The sequence below is a fragment of the Methanoculleus sediminis genome (assembly GCF_001017125.1).
GTDB lineage: Archaea > Halobacteriota > Methanomicrobia > Methanomicrobiales > Methanoculleaceae > Methanoculleus > Methanoculleus sediminis.
Map to the genome: position 1 here is coordinate 60,637 of NZ_JXOJ01000006.1, position 16,739 is coordinate 77,375.

Annotated in this window: 17 protein-coding genes; 4 read left to right on the plus strand and 13 right to left on the minus strand. The window is 63.7% G+C overall.

Annotation, left to right across the window (positions count from 1 at the left end; genetic code table 11):
- Nucleotides 1-89: 89 nt before the first annotated feature.
- Complete coding sequence (gene rbcL, locus SZ63_RS10440) at nucleotides 90-1,382, minus strand: type III ribulose-bisphosphate carboxylase (RefSeq protein WP_048185123.1); 1,293 nt, start codon at nucleotides 1,380-1,382, stop codon at nucleotides 90-92.
- Between the two features lie 140 nt (nucleotides 1,383-1,522).
- On the opposite strand from rbcL, the gene SZ63_RS10445 reads away from it, so the two are divergent.
- Complete coding sequence (locus SZ63_RS10445) at nucleotides 1,523-2,359, plus strand: alpha/beta hydrolase (RefSeq protein ID WP_048185126.1); 837 nt, start codon at nucleotides 1,523-1,525, stop codon at nucleotides 2,357-2,359.
- 183 nt (nucleotides 2,360-2,542) lie between these two features.
- Here SZ63_RS10445 and SZ63_RS10450 read toward each other — a convergent pair whose 3' ends face one another.
- From SZ63_RS10450 to SZ63_RS10485, 8 genes are all read right to left on the minus strand, one after another.
- Nucleotides 2,543-2,878, minus strand: coding sequence for a hypothetical protein (locus SZ63_RS10450; protein WP_048185131.1), 336 nt, complete (start codon nucleotides 2,876-2,878; stop codon nucleotides 2,543-2,545).
- Entirely contained in the window at nucleotides 2,865-3,188 is a 324-nt protein-coding gene (locus SZ63_RS10455; protein WP_048185135.1) for an ArsR/SmtB family transcription factor, read from the minus strand. Before SZ63_RS10455 ends, SZ63_RS10450 begins: the two co-directional genes overlap by 14 nt.
- A 520-nt stretch (nucleotides 3,189-3,708) precedes the next feature.
- Complete coding sequence (locus SZ63_RS10460) at nucleotides 3,709-4,362, minus strand: TfuA-related McrA-glycine thioamidation protein (RefSeq protein ID WP_048185140.1); 654 nt, start codon at nucleotides 4,360-4,362, stop codon at nucleotides 3,709-3,711.
- Nucleotides 4,322-5,536 carry a YcaO-related McrA-glycine thioamidation protein gene (locus SZ63_RS10465; protein ID WP_048185145.1) on the minus strand — a complete coding sequence of 405 codons (1,215 nt, stop codon included), beginning with the start codon at nucleotides 5,534-5,536 and terminating at the stop codon, nucleotides 4,322-4,324. Before SZ63_RS10465 ends, SZ63_RS10460 begins: the two co-directional genes overlap by 41 nt.
- Entirely contained in the window at nucleotides 5,533-5,949 is a 417-nt protein-coding gene (locus SZ63_RS10470) for a molybdenum cofactor biosynthesis protein MoaE (RefSeq protein ID WP_048185148.1), read from the minus strand. Before SZ63_RS10470 ends, SZ63_RS10465 begins: the two co-directional genes overlap by 4 nt.
- A gap of 14 nt (nucleotides 5,950-5,963) precedes the next feature.
- Nucleotides 5,964-6,242, minus strand: coding sequence for a ubiquitin-like small modifier protein 1 (locus tag SZ63_RS10475; protein WP_048185149.1), 279 nt, complete (start codon nucleotides 6,240-6,242; stop codon nucleotides 5,964-5,966).
- Between the two features lie 10 nt (nucleotides 6,243-6,252).
- Complete coding sequence (locus tag SZ63_RS10480; protein WP_048185151.1) at nucleotides 6,253-6,987, minus strand: HesA/MoeB/ThiF family protein; 735 nt, start codon at nucleotides 6,985-6,987, stop codon at nucleotides 6,253-6,255.
- A gap of 76 nt (nucleotides 6,988-7,063) precedes the next feature.
- On the minus strand, nucleotides 7,064-7,771 hold the full coding sequence (locus SZ63_RS10485) for a PIN domain-containing protein (RefSeq protein WP_048185152.1): 708 nt from the start codon (nucleotides 7,769-7,771) through the stop codon (nucleotides 7,064-7,066).
- Between the two features lie 216 nt (nucleotides 7,772-7,987).
- Between SZ63_RS10485 and SZ63_RS10490 the strand changes: the two genes are divergently transcribed.
- Nucleotides 7,988-10,783, plus strand: coding sequence for a PAS domain S-box protein (locus tag SZ63_RS10490; RefSeq protein WP_048185280.1), 2,796 nt, complete (start codon nucleotides 7,988-7,990; stop codon nucleotides 10,781-10,783).
- Between the two features lie 36 nt (nucleotides 10,784-10,819).
- Here the strand turns inward: SZ63_RS10490 and SZ63_RS10495 are convergent, their stop codons facing one another.
- Genes SZ63_RS10495 through SZ63_RS10505 form a run of 3 tightly spaced genes read right to left on the minus strand, consistent with a single transcriptional unit; the run spans nucleotide 10,820 to nucleotide 14,250 of the window.
- Nucleotides 10,820-12,241, minus strand: coding sequence for an NEW3 domain-containing protein (locus SZ63_RS10495; protein ID WP_048185153.1), 1,422 nt, complete (start codon nucleotides 12,239-12,241; stop codon nucleotides 10,820-10,822).
- A 4-nt stretch (nucleotides 12,242-12,245) separates the two neighbouring features.
- The gene (locus SZ63_RS10500) at nucleotides 12,246-13,340 is read right to left on the minus strand and encodes an ABC transporter permease (RefSeq protein ID WP_048185154.1); all 1,095 of its coding nucleotides are present in this window, start codon (nucleotides 13,338-13,340) and stop codon (nucleotides 12,246-12,248) included.
- 4 nt (nucleotides 13,341-13,344) lie between these two features.
- Nucleotides 13,345-14,250 carry an ABC transporter ATP-binding protein gene (locus SZ63_RS10505; RefSeq protein WP_048185155.1) on the minus strand — a complete coding sequence of 302 codons (906 nt, stop codon included), beginning with the start codon at nucleotides 14,248-14,250 and terminating at the stop codon, nucleotides 13,345-13,347.
- Between the two features lie 483 nt (nucleotides 14,251-14,733).
- Here SZ63_RS10505 and SZ63_RS10510 point away from each other — a divergent pair, with 483 nt between their 5' ends.
- Nucleotides 14,734-15,735 (plus strand): DUF7490 domain-containing protein, encoded by a 1,002-nt coding sequence (locus SZ63_RS10510; RefSeq protein WP_048185158.1) that lies wholly within the window; start codon nucleotides 14,734-14,736, stop codon nucleotides 15,733-15,735.
- Nucleotide 15,736: 1 nt separating this feature from the next.
- Nucleotides 15,737-15,985, plus strand: coding sequence for a DUF5671 domain-containing protein (locus tag SZ63_RS10515; RefSeq protein WP_048185160.1), 249 nt, complete (start codon nucleotides 15,737-15,739; stop codon nucleotides 15,983-15,985).
- Nucleotides 15,986-15,992: 7 nt separating this feature from the next.
- Here the strand turns inward: SZ63_RS10515 and SZ63_RS10520 are convergent, their stop codons facing one another.
- A complete protein-coding gene (locus SZ63_RS10520) occupies nucleotides 15,993-16,703 on the minus strand; it encodes a hypothetical protein (protein ID WP_048185161.1) in 711 nt (236 codons plus the stop codon).
- Nucleotides 16,704-16,739: the final 36 nt, after the last annotated feature.

Genomic DNA, 16,739 nt, shown 5'->3' on the forward strand with positions numbered 1-16,739 from the left:
GACGGCAGTTATTTATCTCCAGTGCGAATACCAACCAAAAATTTGAGGGGTTCACAGCCACCCCAACCGAAACAGGACTCAAAACACCCTCACTTCGGCTTATACCGCCCCCACTTCTCGAGCGCCTCCGAAAGCGCCGTGGCCTTCTTCGCCTTCTCCTCGAGCGTCTCCCCGTCCTTCCAGGCCTCGATCGCCTGCATGGTGGCCTCGGCGCCCGCCCGTGTGCCCTTCGGGTGACCGTGGATGCCGCCGCTGACGAGGAGGACGAGTTCGGTGCCGTAGATATCGAGGACGTCCGGCACGAGCCCGGGGTGGAGACCGCCCGACGAGACGGGGAAAGCGCTCTTGATGTTACCCCAGTCCTGGTCGAGGGCCATGCGGTCGACGGCGTTCGTATGCTTCTCCCGGAGCACGTCCGCAAGCACCGCGGCCTCCGCCCGGGTGCCGACCAGCTTCCCCACAGCGGTCCCGGTGTGGATCTGCGAAACGCCGACAAGTCGCATCATCTTCGCCAGGAACTGCATCGTGATCCCGTGCCTCTCGTCCCGGTCGAAGGCCGCGTGCATCGCCCGGTGGGCGTGGATGGCAAGTCCGAGGTCGGAGCAGTAGTCCCGGAGGGTCGCGACGGCTGCCGTCCCGGCGACCACGACGTCGATCATGGCGTAGTTCCAGCCGTAATCAGCAAGCATCTTCGCCCGCTTCTCCATCGTCTCCGTATCGGCCGTGATGTTGATGAACGCGGACTTCGTCTCGCCGGTCTCCTGCTCGGCCTTATCCCGCATCTTCGCCATCGCCCGGACGCGGTCTTCGAACCGGTTGAACGACTGGGACGTCAGGTTCTCGTCGTCTTTGACGAAGTCGAACCCGCCCATCCAGGTCTCGTAGCCGACCTCGGCGTGCTCTTCCGCCGTGAACCCCACCTTCGGCTTCGGAACCGCGCCCGTCAGCGGCCGCCCCCGGACCTTCATCATATCCCGGATTCCTTCCATGCCGAAGTGCGGCCCCTTGAAGTGCCGGAGGTATTCGGCCGGGAGCGAGGCGTCGACCAGCCGGAGGCGGTCGAGCGCCTTCATCCCGAAGACGTTCCCGGCGATCCCGCTCAGGAGCTGGGCCGCGTTCCCCTCCTCCCAGAGGGCGAGCGGGTAGGCGATCTTCACGTAGTTTCCCTCGATCTCGAACGCCTTCGCCTGGAGATCCCGCATCCGGGGCGGCAGGGTGAAGAGCGTCGTCCAGGTTCCGGTCGAACTCTCCGACGCGATCCTCCCGACCGCCTCTTCCTTGCTGATCCCCGCCGCAGGCTCGAAGTAGTAGAGGGCTACGAGCTCGTCCGGGCCCGGGGTGTGGTTTAAATCAACAAACTCTTCGTACCAGTCAATCGCCATAGAATCACCTCTTGAAGGAAGGGGTGCCCGGGTAGAAAAACCTTCCATTCGGAGCAGGGTAAAGAACGCTGCAATCACTTTCTCTCCGCAGGCGCCGGGTTTATCTGCCGGCGGGTCGAGAGGAAAGCAGAAGGAGTCTTATGGAACGAAAAGCCGATAATTTGCGCCCGCTCTTTGATTACGATGCAGAGAGACCGCCCGCGATCGAGATTGCCGGCACCGGCGTCTCGGTCAGCGACCTGACCTACCAGACTGCCCCGGATCGGGGGGTTCGGGCCTACCTGGTGGCCCCGGCAGAAGTTGACCGGTCGAAACGCTCCGCTGCCATTCTCTTCCTCCACCCGGGACTTGGTTCCCGCGCCACGTTCCTCGCCGAGGCCGTGGCCCTTGCCGGGATGGGTGCGGCCTCCCTGCTCGTCGACGCTCCCTGGGCCGCCGATACGGCAGCAGCCTGGGGTCAGGCAGTCACGGATCCCGGGGAGGCCGTGCGGGAGCATAACCGGACGGTGATCGACCTTCGCCGGGGGATAGATCTCCTCGTAGCGCAGCCGGGCGTCGACCCGGACCGGATCGGGTTCGTGGGCCACAGTGTCGGGGCGCTTTTCGGGGCGGTGCTCGCCGGCGTCGATCGGCGTCTTCGAGCCGCCGTCCTGATGACGGGCACCGGAAGGTTTGTCGACGTCGCCGCCGTGAACCTGCCCGACCTGCAGGGCGAGAAATTCGAGCATTACCGCCGGACGCTCGCGGAACTCGACCCTGCCGTCTGGGTCGGCCGTGCCGCACCCACCCCGCTCTTCTTCCAGGCCGCTCTTCGCGACGAGTTCTTCACGGAGGAGCAGGCCCGGGAGTTCTTCGAGCAGGCGAGCGAACCGAAGTCGCTCGAGTGGTACGACGCAGGCCATTTCCTTGACGAAGCGGCCCGCCGCGACCGTGTCGCGTGGCTTGCCGGGGTGCTCTCGCTGGAGCGTTCCCGGTAACGGGAAAGAAGGGGCAATTGTTACGAATACAACTTTTTGTTATAAAAGGTAAACATTATTATGTAAGGGATTCTTACCAATACGTGGCCAGGCGACGATGGAACCTGCCTGCGCCTCGTCCGTCATACCCTGCAGCGCGCTACTGCACGTCCGTCATACACCCACCCAATCATTTTTTAGCGTTCACTCGGAGACCCCGTCGAGAACCTTCTCGATCCTGTCCACCTTCGCCTCGATCCGCTCCAGCGACTGCCGCAGCATCTGGAGTTCCGCGCCGGCCGCACCGCTCTTCTGTCCCGCCGCACTCGCAATCTGGTCTTCGATCCACTCCTTGAGCCTTACGACGATGATGAAGAGCAGCGTAAGGACGACGAGCATCTCGACGATCCAGACGGATCCACCGATCATGGTACGCCAGAATTCAAAGCCGGCTGCGGCACCGGCCAGACTGATCACGAGCAATGCAATGACGGCGCCCCACAGCGCCTTCAGGTAGAGTTTCCACCTATCCTGCTTCATCCTTCGACCTCTCTAACGACACAATCAAATCCAGGTTCAGCATCAGCTCGAACGGCACCGCCCGGTAGCACCTCCGGAGATACGGGGGTTCGTCCGACGTCCTGCTGATCCCCTCCGCGAGACCGAGCTTCTCGAGCTGCCGGAGATAAATGGCGGCCAGCGGGCGCGATATGCCGAGCTCTTCGGCGACCTCGCGGGCATACTTCTCTTCGGCCGCGATTGCCCCGAGTACGGCGAGCCGCTGCTCGTTCCCGAGCAGGGAGAGCAGCCGCGCCAGTTCGGGAAGGGTGCTGAAAGACAATGTCAACATGTGTTGATGGTTTTTTACACATATGAGTGTTGCGATACCCCATCCTGTACGCCGCCGGGGGTCTCTATCGTCTCGCCACGCAGAGCGAAGGTAGTATGACCGGACGTATCGGGGAACCAGACGTTACGTGGAAGTCGGGTTCGGGGAGAACTTCCGGGAGGCATATGCCGCCCCGGAATCGTCCGGTGGATCAGGATAGGTGGGTGTAGGAGATCCACGTAACGTGTTCTCCCCGCCGGCATCGGATCCGGCCTTATGCGGTTGATGGCATCTGCGCGGGCATCGGCCGGACCCGGGATATTCGGGGCAACCACAGTACATGCCTGCGTGGTTTCGGCCGTGGATCTTCTCCGGCCCGCCGTACATGCCGGAAGCGCGACGGAGACCGGGAAGAACCGCTTCCGGCCCGATAAACACGTTGCCCCTGCGGTGGGAATAGTTCCGCACCGGCATACAGGAGTCGGGTCGGACGATGATATATTGCTACGGCGGCTACGGTAGGATCGTTGAACCACGCGGTTCAATGCATCCCGGGGAGATCCCTGATGTATTCGAGCGCGAGCAGCGCGTCCTCGCGTTTCCGGTCGACGGCATGCTCGTCGGCAAACGCCAGAAACCGGGCGAGGTCGTCCGGGTCCGCCTTCCCTTCAGCCGCCTCGACGACCGCGTCGTAGGTTCGTTCCGGAAAATAGAGTGCCCTGGCGGCCTCGAGGAGCGCCCCGGCCGAGTCGGCACCGATAACCCCGCACTCCAGTGCCCGCTGGATAGTCGCCCGGATATTCACGAGCGGCTCGGAGAGCGGCACGAACGTCTCGGGATCGAAGAGGAGCGCCACCTCGTCGTCGGCGACGAGCCTTCCTTCCCGGTAGGCACGATAGATCTCCCCGACACCCTCCATCCCGAGGCTGTCGAGTTCCGCGGCCCGGAGCGCTCCCATGCTGGAGGCGCCGACGACCCGCACCCCGGCCCGGAGCGCGGCCAGGACCTCACGGTGGGCGACGGCGCAGTCCTGGAAGAAGACGCCGTCGATGAGGCCGATGATCCGGGCTCCGGCGCGTGCGGCCTCCAGTATGTCGCCCCGTTTCGCCGGAGGACGATACTCGGCGTCGAGGATCGTCCGGGCAGTCTCGCGGTCACAGCTGGGACCGAGGAAGACGACGACTTCGTGCGTCACGGCACCTCCTGCCCATCCGGTCCTGGTCCATCGCGTACATCTCCAGCCCCGGCACGATCACCCGGACGACCGGGATGCCGATCTCCGGCCGGGTGAGGTCGACCACGATCACCCGGGAGAGCCCGGCCGCATCGAGCCTTTCGGTGACGTGGTGGATGTCGGTGAGGAAGTCGTCGCTGTCGAACGACGGCATCTGTGAGAACCGGACGACTTCGGACTCCGCGAACCAGTGCCGGTTCAGCCGTTTCGTCCGGTCGTAGCCGATCCTCTTCCTGACGTCCGCCGTATCGGTATCCTCGCGTGCACCGTGGATCTGCGTCAGCCTGCTCTGCGCGACCTCCGTGAGCGCCCGGAGGACCGCTATCGCGGCGCTCGTGTGCGACCCCATCCCGATCGTGAGGAGCGTGGGATCCTTGAGCACCACGTCGTCGGCCACCGCGGCCACCGTGGGGATCCCGATATCGCTCGTGATGTCCTTGAGGGTGACCTCGACGCCGGCGGCCGCGAACTTCGCGAGCAGGTCGGCGGCGAGCCCGTCGTCGATCCCCTCGATCCGGGGACCGGTGTTCCGGGTCACCTCCACGAGCGACCAGGCGTCGCGCTCGACCACCTCCATCAGGGCGTGGAAGGTCGCCTCCTCGAGGGTGTTGCCGGAAGCAAGCCCGTTGGTGTTGGTCCGGAAGAGGCGGCCATAAGTCGCCGGGAGGGGGTGGTAGACCGCGTGGGCGGGAACGAGCACCTCCTCCTCCTGCACGATGTCGTATCCTTCGACCCAGGGAACCACAATGTCGGCCGGAACCCGGTCGGGGAGGATCAGGTCCGCGGGGTCGAGCGCGTTCTCCCCGGCCGAGATCTCGCTGTATCTCCCGATTATCGGTTCCCGGTTATCCATTTCGCCCGAATAGCGCTCGATCCCCTCCATCATCGCCGAGACCTCTGCCTCGACGGGGGTGGCGCCCTTGCCGTTGTAGACCGATATCGCCCCCGCCCCGGCGGTCGGCCGGATGCTCGAGAAGACCGGGATCCCGATCCGGTCAAGGTTCGTGATATCGGCGACGCGGGTGATCCCCGCCACGGGGAGCCTCTCCCGGGCCCGGGCAAGCGTCTCCTCGGGGGGAACCGTGCGCTGGGTCTCCTTTGCGTAGGCCTTCCGGCACGACTGCAGCCGGATCATGCGTCGCCCCCGTGGGACTCGCCCGGAACCCAGCGCTCGCCGCCCTCGCCGATCTCCTTCTTCCAGATCGGCACGCTCTCCTTGATCCGCTCGAGAATATACTCGCAGGCGTCGAAAGCCTCCTTCCGATGACCTGCGCCGACGACAATGAGGAGGATGTTCTCCCCGACCCGGAGCCTTCCTACCCGGTGGATGACCTCGACGGCCGCTATGGGGTATCGGGCAAACGCCTCGTCCCGGATCGTCTCAAGTTCCCTCACCGCGACCTCCTCGTAGGCCTCGAGTTCCATAACCTCCGTCCCGCCGTCGTCCCTGACGGTGCCGAGGAAGGTGACGAGAGCGCCCATATCGGGCTTCCGCACCCGGTCGATCACGGCATTCACGTCAAAATCGTCTTCTGTTAAGCCGAACATTCCAGTCTCCTCCGTCACCCGCCCGCCACCGGCGGGAAGAGTGCGACCTCGTCCCCGTCGGCGAGGGTGAGCGTCCCGGCCTCCGCACGCCGCACGCGCCTGCCGTTGTGCATCAGGATCACGTATCCCCGAAGTTCTCCGCTTTCTTCAAAGAGCGCCTCCCCCGCCTGCTCCGAGGTCTCGCCGACCGCCGCAAGCAGCCGGCTCATCGTCGCCCCTTCGGGGACCTCGAGCGTGAGATCGCCCCCGATGGCCTCCCGCAGCCGCGCAAAAGCCCGTACCCGAACCTGCATTTTCCCCTCCTCAACACCTGCCGTTTCCGCACGCGCTGCAGTCATCCTGCCGCTCTACGGGCAGGATCGCCGTCGTGGCGGCCCGCCCGTCCCAGACGAGGAGCCGATCCGTGAGAAGATCGCCGGTGCCGGTGATGTACTTGATCGCCTCGTTCGCCTGGACAAGCCCGATGATCCCGGGCGTGGTGCCGACCACGGGGATGAGATCCTCGCCGGGCGGGGTTACCGGGAATATGCACTCGAGGCAGGCTGTCTTCCCGGGGATAATCGTCGTCGCCTGTCCGTCGAATCCCCTGACCGCCCCGTGGACGAGCGGCACGCCGGCATGAAGCGCCACCCGGTTGAGAATGTAGCGCGCCGCGAAATTATCGGTGGCGTCGACGATGAGGTCGGCCCCCCCCGCGAGCCCGGCGGCGTTTCCCTCGTCGAGGGTTGCCCGGGTGGCAACGACCCTGATCTCCGGGTTCTGCGCCCGGATCTTCTCGGCCGCCGACTCGACCTTCGCCCGCCCGACGTCGCGGTCGGCATGAAGTACCTGCCGGTTCAGGTTGGTCCGGTCCACGACGTCGCCGTCGACCAGCCGGACCTCGCCGATGCCCGCGGCGGCAAGGTAAAGAGCGACGGGACAGCCGAGCCCGCCGGCCCCGACAATGACGACCCGGGCGCACCCGAGCCGTTCCTGCGCCTCTTCCCCGAAGAGCGCGACCTGTCTTTGGTAGCGGTCCAGTCCCCGATCCGTGAGCATCCTCCGATCAGTCCTCCACGCAGGTGAATCCGCAGTTATGTGGGGTCTTCGGCGATTTCAGTGTTGTGATACCTCTTCAGCCGGCGTTCTTTGCGCTCCGGCCTTCGAACCCGACCAGCGCCGGCGACGGCGGCCTCCCGACGAGTGCCAGGGCATCGGATATCCTGTCGGTGATCGTAAGGGTGCTGCCGGTCCTCTCCCGGTACTCCCGTATGAGGTAAGCGGTGTGGTTGCGGTAGGTCCGGTCCCGGGTGATGAAGATCAGGTCTTCCTCGATGTTGGCAAGCAGCGTCTCCCATATGAGCTCGTCGCCGATGGTATCCGTGCCCGCGCTTTTTGGGGGGTTGCCGAGAAGCTTGCGGCGGTGAGCCCGCGTGACGAGTTCGTCGGTCCGGTGAAAGACCTGTACGGCAGGGTCGCCGGAGAGGGCATTGAACGCCAGGGCAACCGGGTCGGCGGCGGGGTCTATAATCATGCCCTCGATATCGCCGCAGAGGGAGCCGATAGCCCTGTCGTACTCCTCAACGGCGCGCTGCAGTATGGCAGCGTTCGGGTAGCCGCGGATGATGGAGGGGAGGCGGATCTCGCCTGCCTCCCGCCTCCGCACATCGTCCGCGATCCGGTCGAGAATGCGTGATCGGTTGCGGAGGAACTCGTCGATGATGATGTCGGGAAAGACGAGGTGCTCCGCCAGCGCACCGACATCCGCAACAATCTCTTCCGGATTCTCTTCGGACTCGTAGAGTTCGAGGAAGAGATTCGTGTCGATACATACGGCTGTCATGTCATCGCCGGATGATGCCGCGCGGTGAGATAATGATTTCCGGAACCCCCGGGATTTCCGGAACCCGTGCCTTCGGCGGGTACGGCGACCATCCAAACCGATGACACCGACCTGAAATCTGGAAAATTCTCCTTCAATTTTACGGAATATCGGAATCAGTGGCGAATCAAAATGCTTAAGGTTTATATCGACCATCACTCCATAAACGGGTGGTGCATGTATCGCATTCTCGTAGTCGACGATGAACCGGTGCTTCTCGAACAGAGCCGGATCTACCTGGAGATGTCCGGCGACATGCAGGTCGAGACGACGTCTTCGTCGCTGCAGGCTCTCGAGATACTCTCGAAAGTCCCGTACGACGCCGTCGTTGCCGACTACGAGATGCCGGAGATGGACGGCATCGCCCTCTTAAAGGAGGTCCGCGGCAGGGGCCTTTCGATACCGTTCATCATCTTTTCCGGCCGCGGCCGCGAGGAGGTGATCATCGAGGCGCTCAACAACGGGGCGGACTTCTACCTCCAGAAAGGCGGCAACCCCTCCGCCCAGTTTGCCGAACTCCAGAATACGATCCTCCAGGCAGTGCGGAGAAAACAGGCCGAAGAGGAAGTACAGCGGGCCGGCGACCTGTACCGGAGCGTCTTCGAGCATACCGGCTCCGCCACCATCATCATCGAGGGCGACATGACGATTGCCCTCGCAAACAACGAATTCGAACACCTTACCGGCTATTCCCGTGAGGAGATAGAATCAAAAGCTCCCTGGACGGTGTTCGTCGCCGCAGAAGACGTTGAACGGCTCAGGGGTTATCACCGGGATCGGCGGAAAGACCCCGGTTCGGCGCCGAGAACCTACGAGTTCCGGCTGGTCGACCGGCACGGCAGCCAGAAAGACCTGCACATGACGATAGGGATCATCCCCGGAACGGATCGCTCCGTTGCGTCGATGATCGATGTCACCGACCGGAAACGGTTCGAGGAAGAGTTGAGCGCGGCGCACGAGGAGATGATCGCGGCGTTCGAGGAGGCGAAAGCGAGCCAGGAGGCGCTCGAGGCGCAGTGCCGCGAGATGGAAGATTACCAGGCAAACCTCAGGGGCATCATAGATTTTCTTCCCGACCCGACGTTCGTGCTTGATCGCACGGGGAAGGTCATCATCTGGAACCGGGCAATCGAAGAGTTGACCGGGGTCAAGAAAAACCGGATCATCGGATCGGGGCCGGAAGCCGTCTGCAAGACGATGCCGGGGCTACAATCCCCGCTGGTAGCGGAGACCGTCCTCTCCCGGGGCGGCGACGAGAGCGTCGCACGGGAAGTCCATATCACTTCGCCCCGCACGAGGGAGGAGGTCTGCCTCTGGGCGAAAGCATCGCCGCTCTACGACGCGCAGGGGCGGCTCTCCGGAGCAATCGAGTCACTGCGGGACGTCACCGAGTCGAAACGGATGGAAGAGCAGATCCAGCACCGGGTAGACCTCGAACAGGTGGTGAGTTCAATCTCCACGAAGTTCATCGGCCTCGACCCGGCGGACCTCGAAGACGCCCTCGAAGAGATGCTCCAGGCGCTCGGATCGTTCCTCGACGTCGACCGGAGTTACATCTTCCGCTTCTCCGCCGACCTCACCCGCGTGGACGATACCCACGAGTGGTGTGCGGAGGGGGTCGAGGCGCAGATCGATGTGCTGCAGAACCTGCCCGCCGACGTAATCTCCTGGGGAATGGCGCAGATCAGAACGCAAAAGTCGATCTGCATCCCCGATATCGCCGGTCTTCCACAGGAGGCAGCGGCGGTGCGCGACTTCTTCCAGGGGTACGGGGTCCGGTCGCTCATCCTGGTGCCGATCGCGACCGCCGACGAGCTCCTCGGGGCAATCGGGTTTGAGACCGCCCGGAAGACACGGACCTGGTCGGACGAGGACGTCACGCTGCTTGAGATCGTCGGCAACCTCTTTGCCGATCTCCTCTCCCGGATTCGTGTGCAGGAACGGCTCCGCACGAGCGAGGAGCGGTTCAGGAGCCTCGTGGAGCGGTCGCACGACTGCTACATCCGTGCAACCACGGCGCCGCAGGCGATCGAGTACATCAGCCCCTCATGCGAGAGCCTGATCGGGTACACCAGGGAGGAGATCCTGGGCAATCCGTATTTCATCAGGCGGTTGATCCACCCCGACGACCGGGAGACTTTCTTGGCCCTCCTCCAGGAGCGGGACGCGTGCGCCAGCCAGCCGTACGTCTTCCGGGTGCGCCGGAAGGACGGGGGTTACATCTGGGTTGAGGCCTGCACGATCCCCGTCTACGGGAACGACGGACGGGCGGTTGCAATCGATTACGCGATCCACAACATCGACGCCTGGAAACAGACCGAGGCGGCGCTCATCCAGGCCAACAAGAAACTCACCCTGATGAACAGTATCGTGCGGCACGATATCCTGAACCAGGTCACGGTGGTGCTCGGGCATATCGCCCTCCTCCGGGAACAGCCGCTCGATCCGACCGTCGCCGACGCCCTCGAGAAGCAGCAGGCCGCCGTCGAGATAATACAGTCGCAGATCGGGTTCACGCGGGATTACCAGGATCTCGGTGTCCGGGCTCCCCGGTGGTTCCCCGTCGAGCCCCTGGTCACGGGAGCCTCAAAAGCCCTTCGGCCGATCGGGATCACGATCTCCACCGATCTCGACGGGATGACCGTCTACGCCGATCCGCTCCTCTCTTCTGTCTTCTTCAACCTCCTGGAGAACGCCGTCCGGCACGGCAGGACGGTGACCGAGATCCGCGTCACGGCCGTGCCGGACGGCGGCGGAGCCCGGATTGTCTGGGAGGACAACGGCGTCGGCGTCCCCGCAGAGCAAAAGGAGCGGATATTCGAGCGGGGCTTCGGGAGCCACACGGGGCTCGGCCTCTTCCTGGTGAAGGAAGTCCTCTCGATCACCGGGATCGCCATCCGGGAGACCGGCGAGCCCGGGAAAGGAGTCCGGTTCGAGATTGCGGTCCCGGAGGGCAACGTCCGATACGGGTGACAACCTGCCAAAAAAGACGACCGGCAGGTCTTCTTCCTACCGCCGCCCGTACTTCCTGAACATATACCAGAGCCCTGCACCGATCCCGGCCATCACCAGGATGCCGAGCACCGCGACGTAGGACTGTTCCTTCACCACGATCCGGTACTCGTCCTCTTCTTCGTCCTGGTCGCATTTTGCCAGAGCGACGACCTTGTATTCGCCGGCGACGATATCGGCGGGCGGGATCACCGTCACCTGCACCGTCGCCCGTTCGCCGGCCTCAAGGCTCGCGACCGATGCCGGATCGACGGTCACCCGCCACCCTTCCGGTGCGCTCATGTTGATCCCGATGTTGGTCAGCGCTCCGCCGACGCCGGCGTTCGTTACCGTCATATCGAACGTGAGGGTGTCGCCGCGGTTGATCTCGTGGCGGTAACTCTTCGCGTAGGTCCGCAGATCGTAGGATCCACGGAGCCGGAGCGTCAGGTTCTCCTCGTACTCCCGGGCAGAGGACCCGATCACCGCCGTGAGGTTGTACTCGCCGACATCCACCGAGTAGGGAGGGATGAGATCGAGGTAGAGGGTCTTCTCCTCGCCGGACGGGACGTAGATCTCCGAGACCTCTTCGGTGGCGGTGCTGCTCTCCTTGAACCGGGCATACCACTGCTCGGGGAGGCCCTGGACGGCAAGGGTATAGGTATCGTCGTTTCTGCCGGCGTTCTTCAGGGTCATCTCGTACTGCGGGTTGGTGCCGATCGCCGCTATCCGGGACGGGGACTTCACCCGAACCTCGGCAAAGAAGTTCTCTTTCTCGAGCGGCACGATCCCGAGGTCGACCGTCCGGCCGATCCGGATATCGACGCCTTTCTTCTCCCACGGCCGGTATCCGGGCCGGGTGACCTTTACGGTGTAGGTGCCCATCGGGGCGCCGATGGAGACCTTGCCTTCGGCGGTCGCAAGCATCCCCTCGATCCGGGTATCGCGATCGTAGAGGGCGACGTCGGCGCCCTTCACCACATTACCCTCCTTGTCCACCACAGTGGCCTCGAGCGTTCCCGCTTCACCGCTGTGGGACTTCGTGATCTTGACGTAGACCCAGACCGTGCCTTCGCCGATGCCCACCCGGATGGGGTATTCCCCCACAGCGGCATGGCCGGAGGTCTCGGCCACCAGGCGGACGGTCTTCGTCTCGCCGGCCGGGATCAGCATCCGGTAGACCTCGCGGTCGTCGGCCTCGAACCGGATCTTCCAGTTGTCGGTGCCGCGGAACGTCCAGTAGTTGAGGAGGCACGTCCCGGTATCGCCGCGGTTCGTGACCGCGAGATCGAAGACGGCGGTGTCGCCCGCCTCGATCACCTCGCCGGGGAAGTCGCACCGGATCTCTGTGGGCATCGTCCCGCCCCCGGTTGCAGCCGACGCCGCCGGGGCGATCAGCACGGCAAGGAGGAGGATGAGAAGAATTCTTTTCCCGGTCATCGTCTCACCTGATATCCATCCGCATGAACTTCACGTAGGTCGCGGCGAAGAAGGCCGACGGGAAGACGATGAGCGCGGCGATGTTCATCCAGACCTTGCCGAGAGCACCGGCAAGGCCGGTCGTCTCCTCGGGTGCTGTATCGTAAGGCGACTGCATCATCGAGAAGATCTGCGGTTGCGTCACCGCTATCGCAATGGTCTGGTAGTTACTCTGTGGCGAGAGGAGGCTCGAGATGTCGCTGATGAGTCTCCGTTTCTCGATATAGGTCTTCATCTCCTCTTCATAAGCCTTCCACTCCGGGTCTTCGGTCCCGCCGTATACCACGCTCTGCGAGACGCTGGTGGTAAAATACCCCCCGCTGCTCGCGGTTCGCACGATCTCTTGAGGCATGCGAGGCATCTGGGGCGGCTCGGGCGGGTCGCCTGCAAAAGCGTTTGCAGCCATCATCCCGAACATGGGAAGGAGCGAGGAGACGGCGAAGAATATCACCAGGGTGTAGATCAGCGCGTTCCCGCTCTCTTTTGCGACCGTCGACATCATGAGCGCGATGGCGAAGTAGGCGAGCAGGAACCCGAGCGAGACCGCCCCGAAGACCAGGACGGCGGCAAACTCATCCAGTGTCGGGACAACCGAGAAGAGGAGGAGCATGGCAAGGGCGATGGCAAGCGCGAGTGCCATGGCGAACCCGAGCGCGCCGACACCCCCGAGCGCCTTGCCGTTGATGATCTCGTCGCGGTAGACCGGGTGGGAGAGGAGCGACTTCAGCGACCGGGTCTCTTTCTCCTTTGAGACCAGGTCGAACCCGATGGCGATGGCAAGGATGCCGCCGAGCATCGTCATGTAACCCATCATGGAGCTGAAGACGAGCATGATCGAGGGTTTTTCAGGCATCCACCCCGCGTAAGGGCCTTCGAGGTCCTGCATGTGCTGGAGTTGCAGGCTGTAGGACTCGAGCATGGTGTTGTAGTTCTCGATGCCCGAGTGCATGCCGATCGCCGATATCACGAGGAACAGGCCGAGGATGATGATGAACCGCCTGCTGGTGATGTGGTCGGAGAACTCCTTTCGTGCTACGTTGAACAATCGATCGAGCGCCATTCTGTCACCTCCGGTAGGCTGCCATGAAGACGTCCTCGATCTCGGGCTCCTCGAGGCGCATCTCCCGGACGTGCAGCCCCTGCTCGAAGAGAGTCGCGGAGAGCCGGTCCCGGATATCGGCCTTCGCCCGGACGACCGCACGGTTTCCGTTCCTCTCGATATCGATGACCGCGGGGTCGTCGATCGCCGGCAGGTGTTCCCTGGTCTCGACGACGATCCGGACGGCATCGCCGTCTGCAGGTGCCAGCGCCCGGGCGACCTCTTCGAGCGTCCCCTGCGCGGCAAGTTTTCCTTTCGCAAGGAGCCCGACGGTCCGGCAGACCACCCTGACCTCGGAGAGGATGTGGGAGGAGACGAAGATCGTCTTTCCTTCGCCGGCGAGGTGCTCGACGAGTTCCCGGTACTCCCGGACGCCCTCGGGATCGAGGTTTGCCGTCGGTTCGTCGAGGAAGAGCACCTTCGGATCGTTGATCAGCGCCTGGGCGAGCCCGAGCCGCTGCTTCATGCCGCGGGAGTACTCTCCGGCCTTCTGGGCAACGCCGTCGAGGTGGACAAGTTCGAGCAGTTCCGCGATCCGCTCCTTTCTCGCTCTCGCGTCCATCCCGTAGAACCGGGCGAAGTAGTCCAGGTTCTGTTCGCCGGTCATGTTCCCGTAGAACCCGACGTCTTCGGGGAGGTAGCCGATGATCTTCTTCACGTTCAGCGGGTCTTTCGCGACCTCGATCCCGTCGACGAAGCACCGTCCGCCGGTGGGCTCGATCATACCGGTGAGCATCAGGATCGTCGTGCTCTTTCCCGCTCCGTTCGGGCCGAGGAAACCGAATATCTCGCCTTCCCCGACCACGAGATCCAGCCCGTCGACGGCTGTTTTTCCATTATATACCTTCGTGAGGTTCTCCGTTCGTATCATTTTACATTCCCGCCAGGGCCGGTTCGGCGGCGTTCTACTGCAGACTATGACATCCTCTTATTAACGTTTTCTGTGACAATCGTCTACACTTCGGGGAGTGATCACGATTCCAGCCTCTACGGCGTCACGGTTATTCCGGCAGAGTCCTGAGATGCGCCGTGAATCGGGCGCCGGACTGCGTATCGGCCCTCGCGCGGCACCAATCATGAGTTCTGCAGCGACGCCCCACGAGGATACGGGCCATGTTCGCTCCTCGGTTCGGCGTTCGGTGACAGAGTATAGGGATGATAGGGAGATAAGGCGATGGTAAACTACGAAAAAAATCGAACCTACCACTACAGACATTCGGGAACCGGCGAGGCCAGAAGCTTCGATACCGGGTAGCCACAGCCGTTCGACCGCCCTTCTTCCTTAAGACCCTCTGGAGAGGGTCGCAATGCAAAAACCTTTTCTTCCGCCGGCCTGAAGGTTCTCCTGATTGCTATGAGAAGGTTATTCGGTGTGGTCGTTGTGCTCCTTGTCCTGGTGCTCGCGGCAGGGTGCATGACCTCCCAGCCTCCGGCAGGCTACGTGACGATCCGGAGCGTCGATGTCAGCATCCCGGACGGCCAGCCGCCGTCGAACGTCACCCGGGTCACGGCGGTCCCGTACCTCGACGCAGTCTACGACGATGTGGACGGCGTCGACCTGCAGGTCATTGCAAAAGAGGCCGGGACGGATATCGTCGTCGAGGAGACGGTTCTCTCCATCGGCACCCTGACATCGGGGAAGACCGCGAAGGAGGAGGTTACGCTCACGCTCGAGAACGGCCGGGGTTACGACATCTGGGTGACGATATGGCAGGACGGGCGTATGCGGGAGTCGGGTTCGGTGAACGTCTTCCTCCCCGACAGGACGACGGCCGGGCAGAAGCTGGCCTACTCGCTCCTCACCGTCTCCGCGATCGACGTCATGACCCCCGACATCGACGCCGACCCGATCACGCTCGATATCATCACCGGGATCGCGAACGGCGGCAGTTCGTCCGGGAACCTCATGATGGAGATCCGGGCGGTCAACCTCCAGACGGGGATCACGGCCGTCCGCGAGTCCCGGCCGCTCGGGATGGTTCCCGGCGATTCGGCAACGAAGAAGGTGAGCATCACGGTGCCGAACGGCTACGATTACGAGATCCGCATCCGCCTCGTCGAGGACGGCGCGGCGTTTGCAACCAGCACCGGCCGGATCACCCTGGCACCGCCGCCGCAGGTGATCCTCGCCGACGGGACGGCGTTCAGCCCCGCGAGGAGCACGTCGCCGACCGCTCTCACGTTTCCGACCCCGGCCCCGACCCCCATGACACCGTCCTCAGCGCAGGTCGGGCAGTTCAGGGTGCAGAGCAGCGGTGCACCGGTCCCGACGTATGCGCCCGGGTTTGAGGCCGCACTTGCCGCCGCCGGGCTCCTCGGCGGCGGGGCTGCGGTGCTTGCGAGGCGGAGGAGGTAGGATGGCACCGGAGGAGGGCCTCACGGCGTGGAGGGTCTACCTCTACGCCGTCTCGTTCATCGCGCTCATCATCGCGGTCTTCGGCGCCGTGAACCTCATCGCCGTCGCAATCGAGGTCTTCGTCTACCCGCCGCCCCAGCCCTACCCGGTGCCGCACTACTACCCCGGGCTTCCCGGGAGTGTGGCGCAGGTTGTGGTGGGGCTCATTGTCTGGGGGTACCACTGGATGCTGCTCAAAAAAGAGCACTGAAGGAGATTTACCGTTGCCGGAGGGATCTCGCGGCAACCAGCAGTCCCGCAATCGCCCCCGCCGCACCGAATCCGGGGAGCGGGGTGGGCGACGTCTCCGCCGGGAGGGAGGAGGCGTAGGGTGCCGGCTGCACCCGGGTGTAGACGTGAACCGTCCCTCCCGGCGGCGGCAGGGGCGGGAACTGGTGCCGCGACATCGTCCCTCTCTCCTTATCTCTGAAGACGAACTCTTCCGGAGGCGGGAGCGTGGTGTTCACCGCGACCCGGAGGGTCCCGCCCTCGACGACGCCCGCAAACGCGTTGTCGATGTAGACATCCTCCCCGTCGGGACCGTAGATCAGGTACCAGCCGGTCTCGTTTATCTCCGCGCCCGGGACGGGCTGTTCGACCTGACGGAACTGCGGGAAGAGGTCGATCGTCTCCCCGGCGGCCGGGGCCCGTTCGATGAACCCGGTATACATCAGGCGCTCTCCATCACGGACGGTATACTTCCGTGCGGGCGGGGCCGCCGGGTCCACCGGCACGACAAGTTCGGTATCGGCGATCGTTCCCCTGAACTCACCGTCGAAGGAGACCTCCGCGCCGTCGCCGTTGAACCAGTGGACGACGTAACGCCCGGTGTTCATATCGCCGACCGCCGACGCCGGGATAGCCGCGGCAAGGAGGAGGATACACGCGAGGCAGACGGTTCTCGTCGCACCTCCGGCTGAATGGTACATGAAAGAAGAGAGGGGAGAGCACCATATATCGTTTCT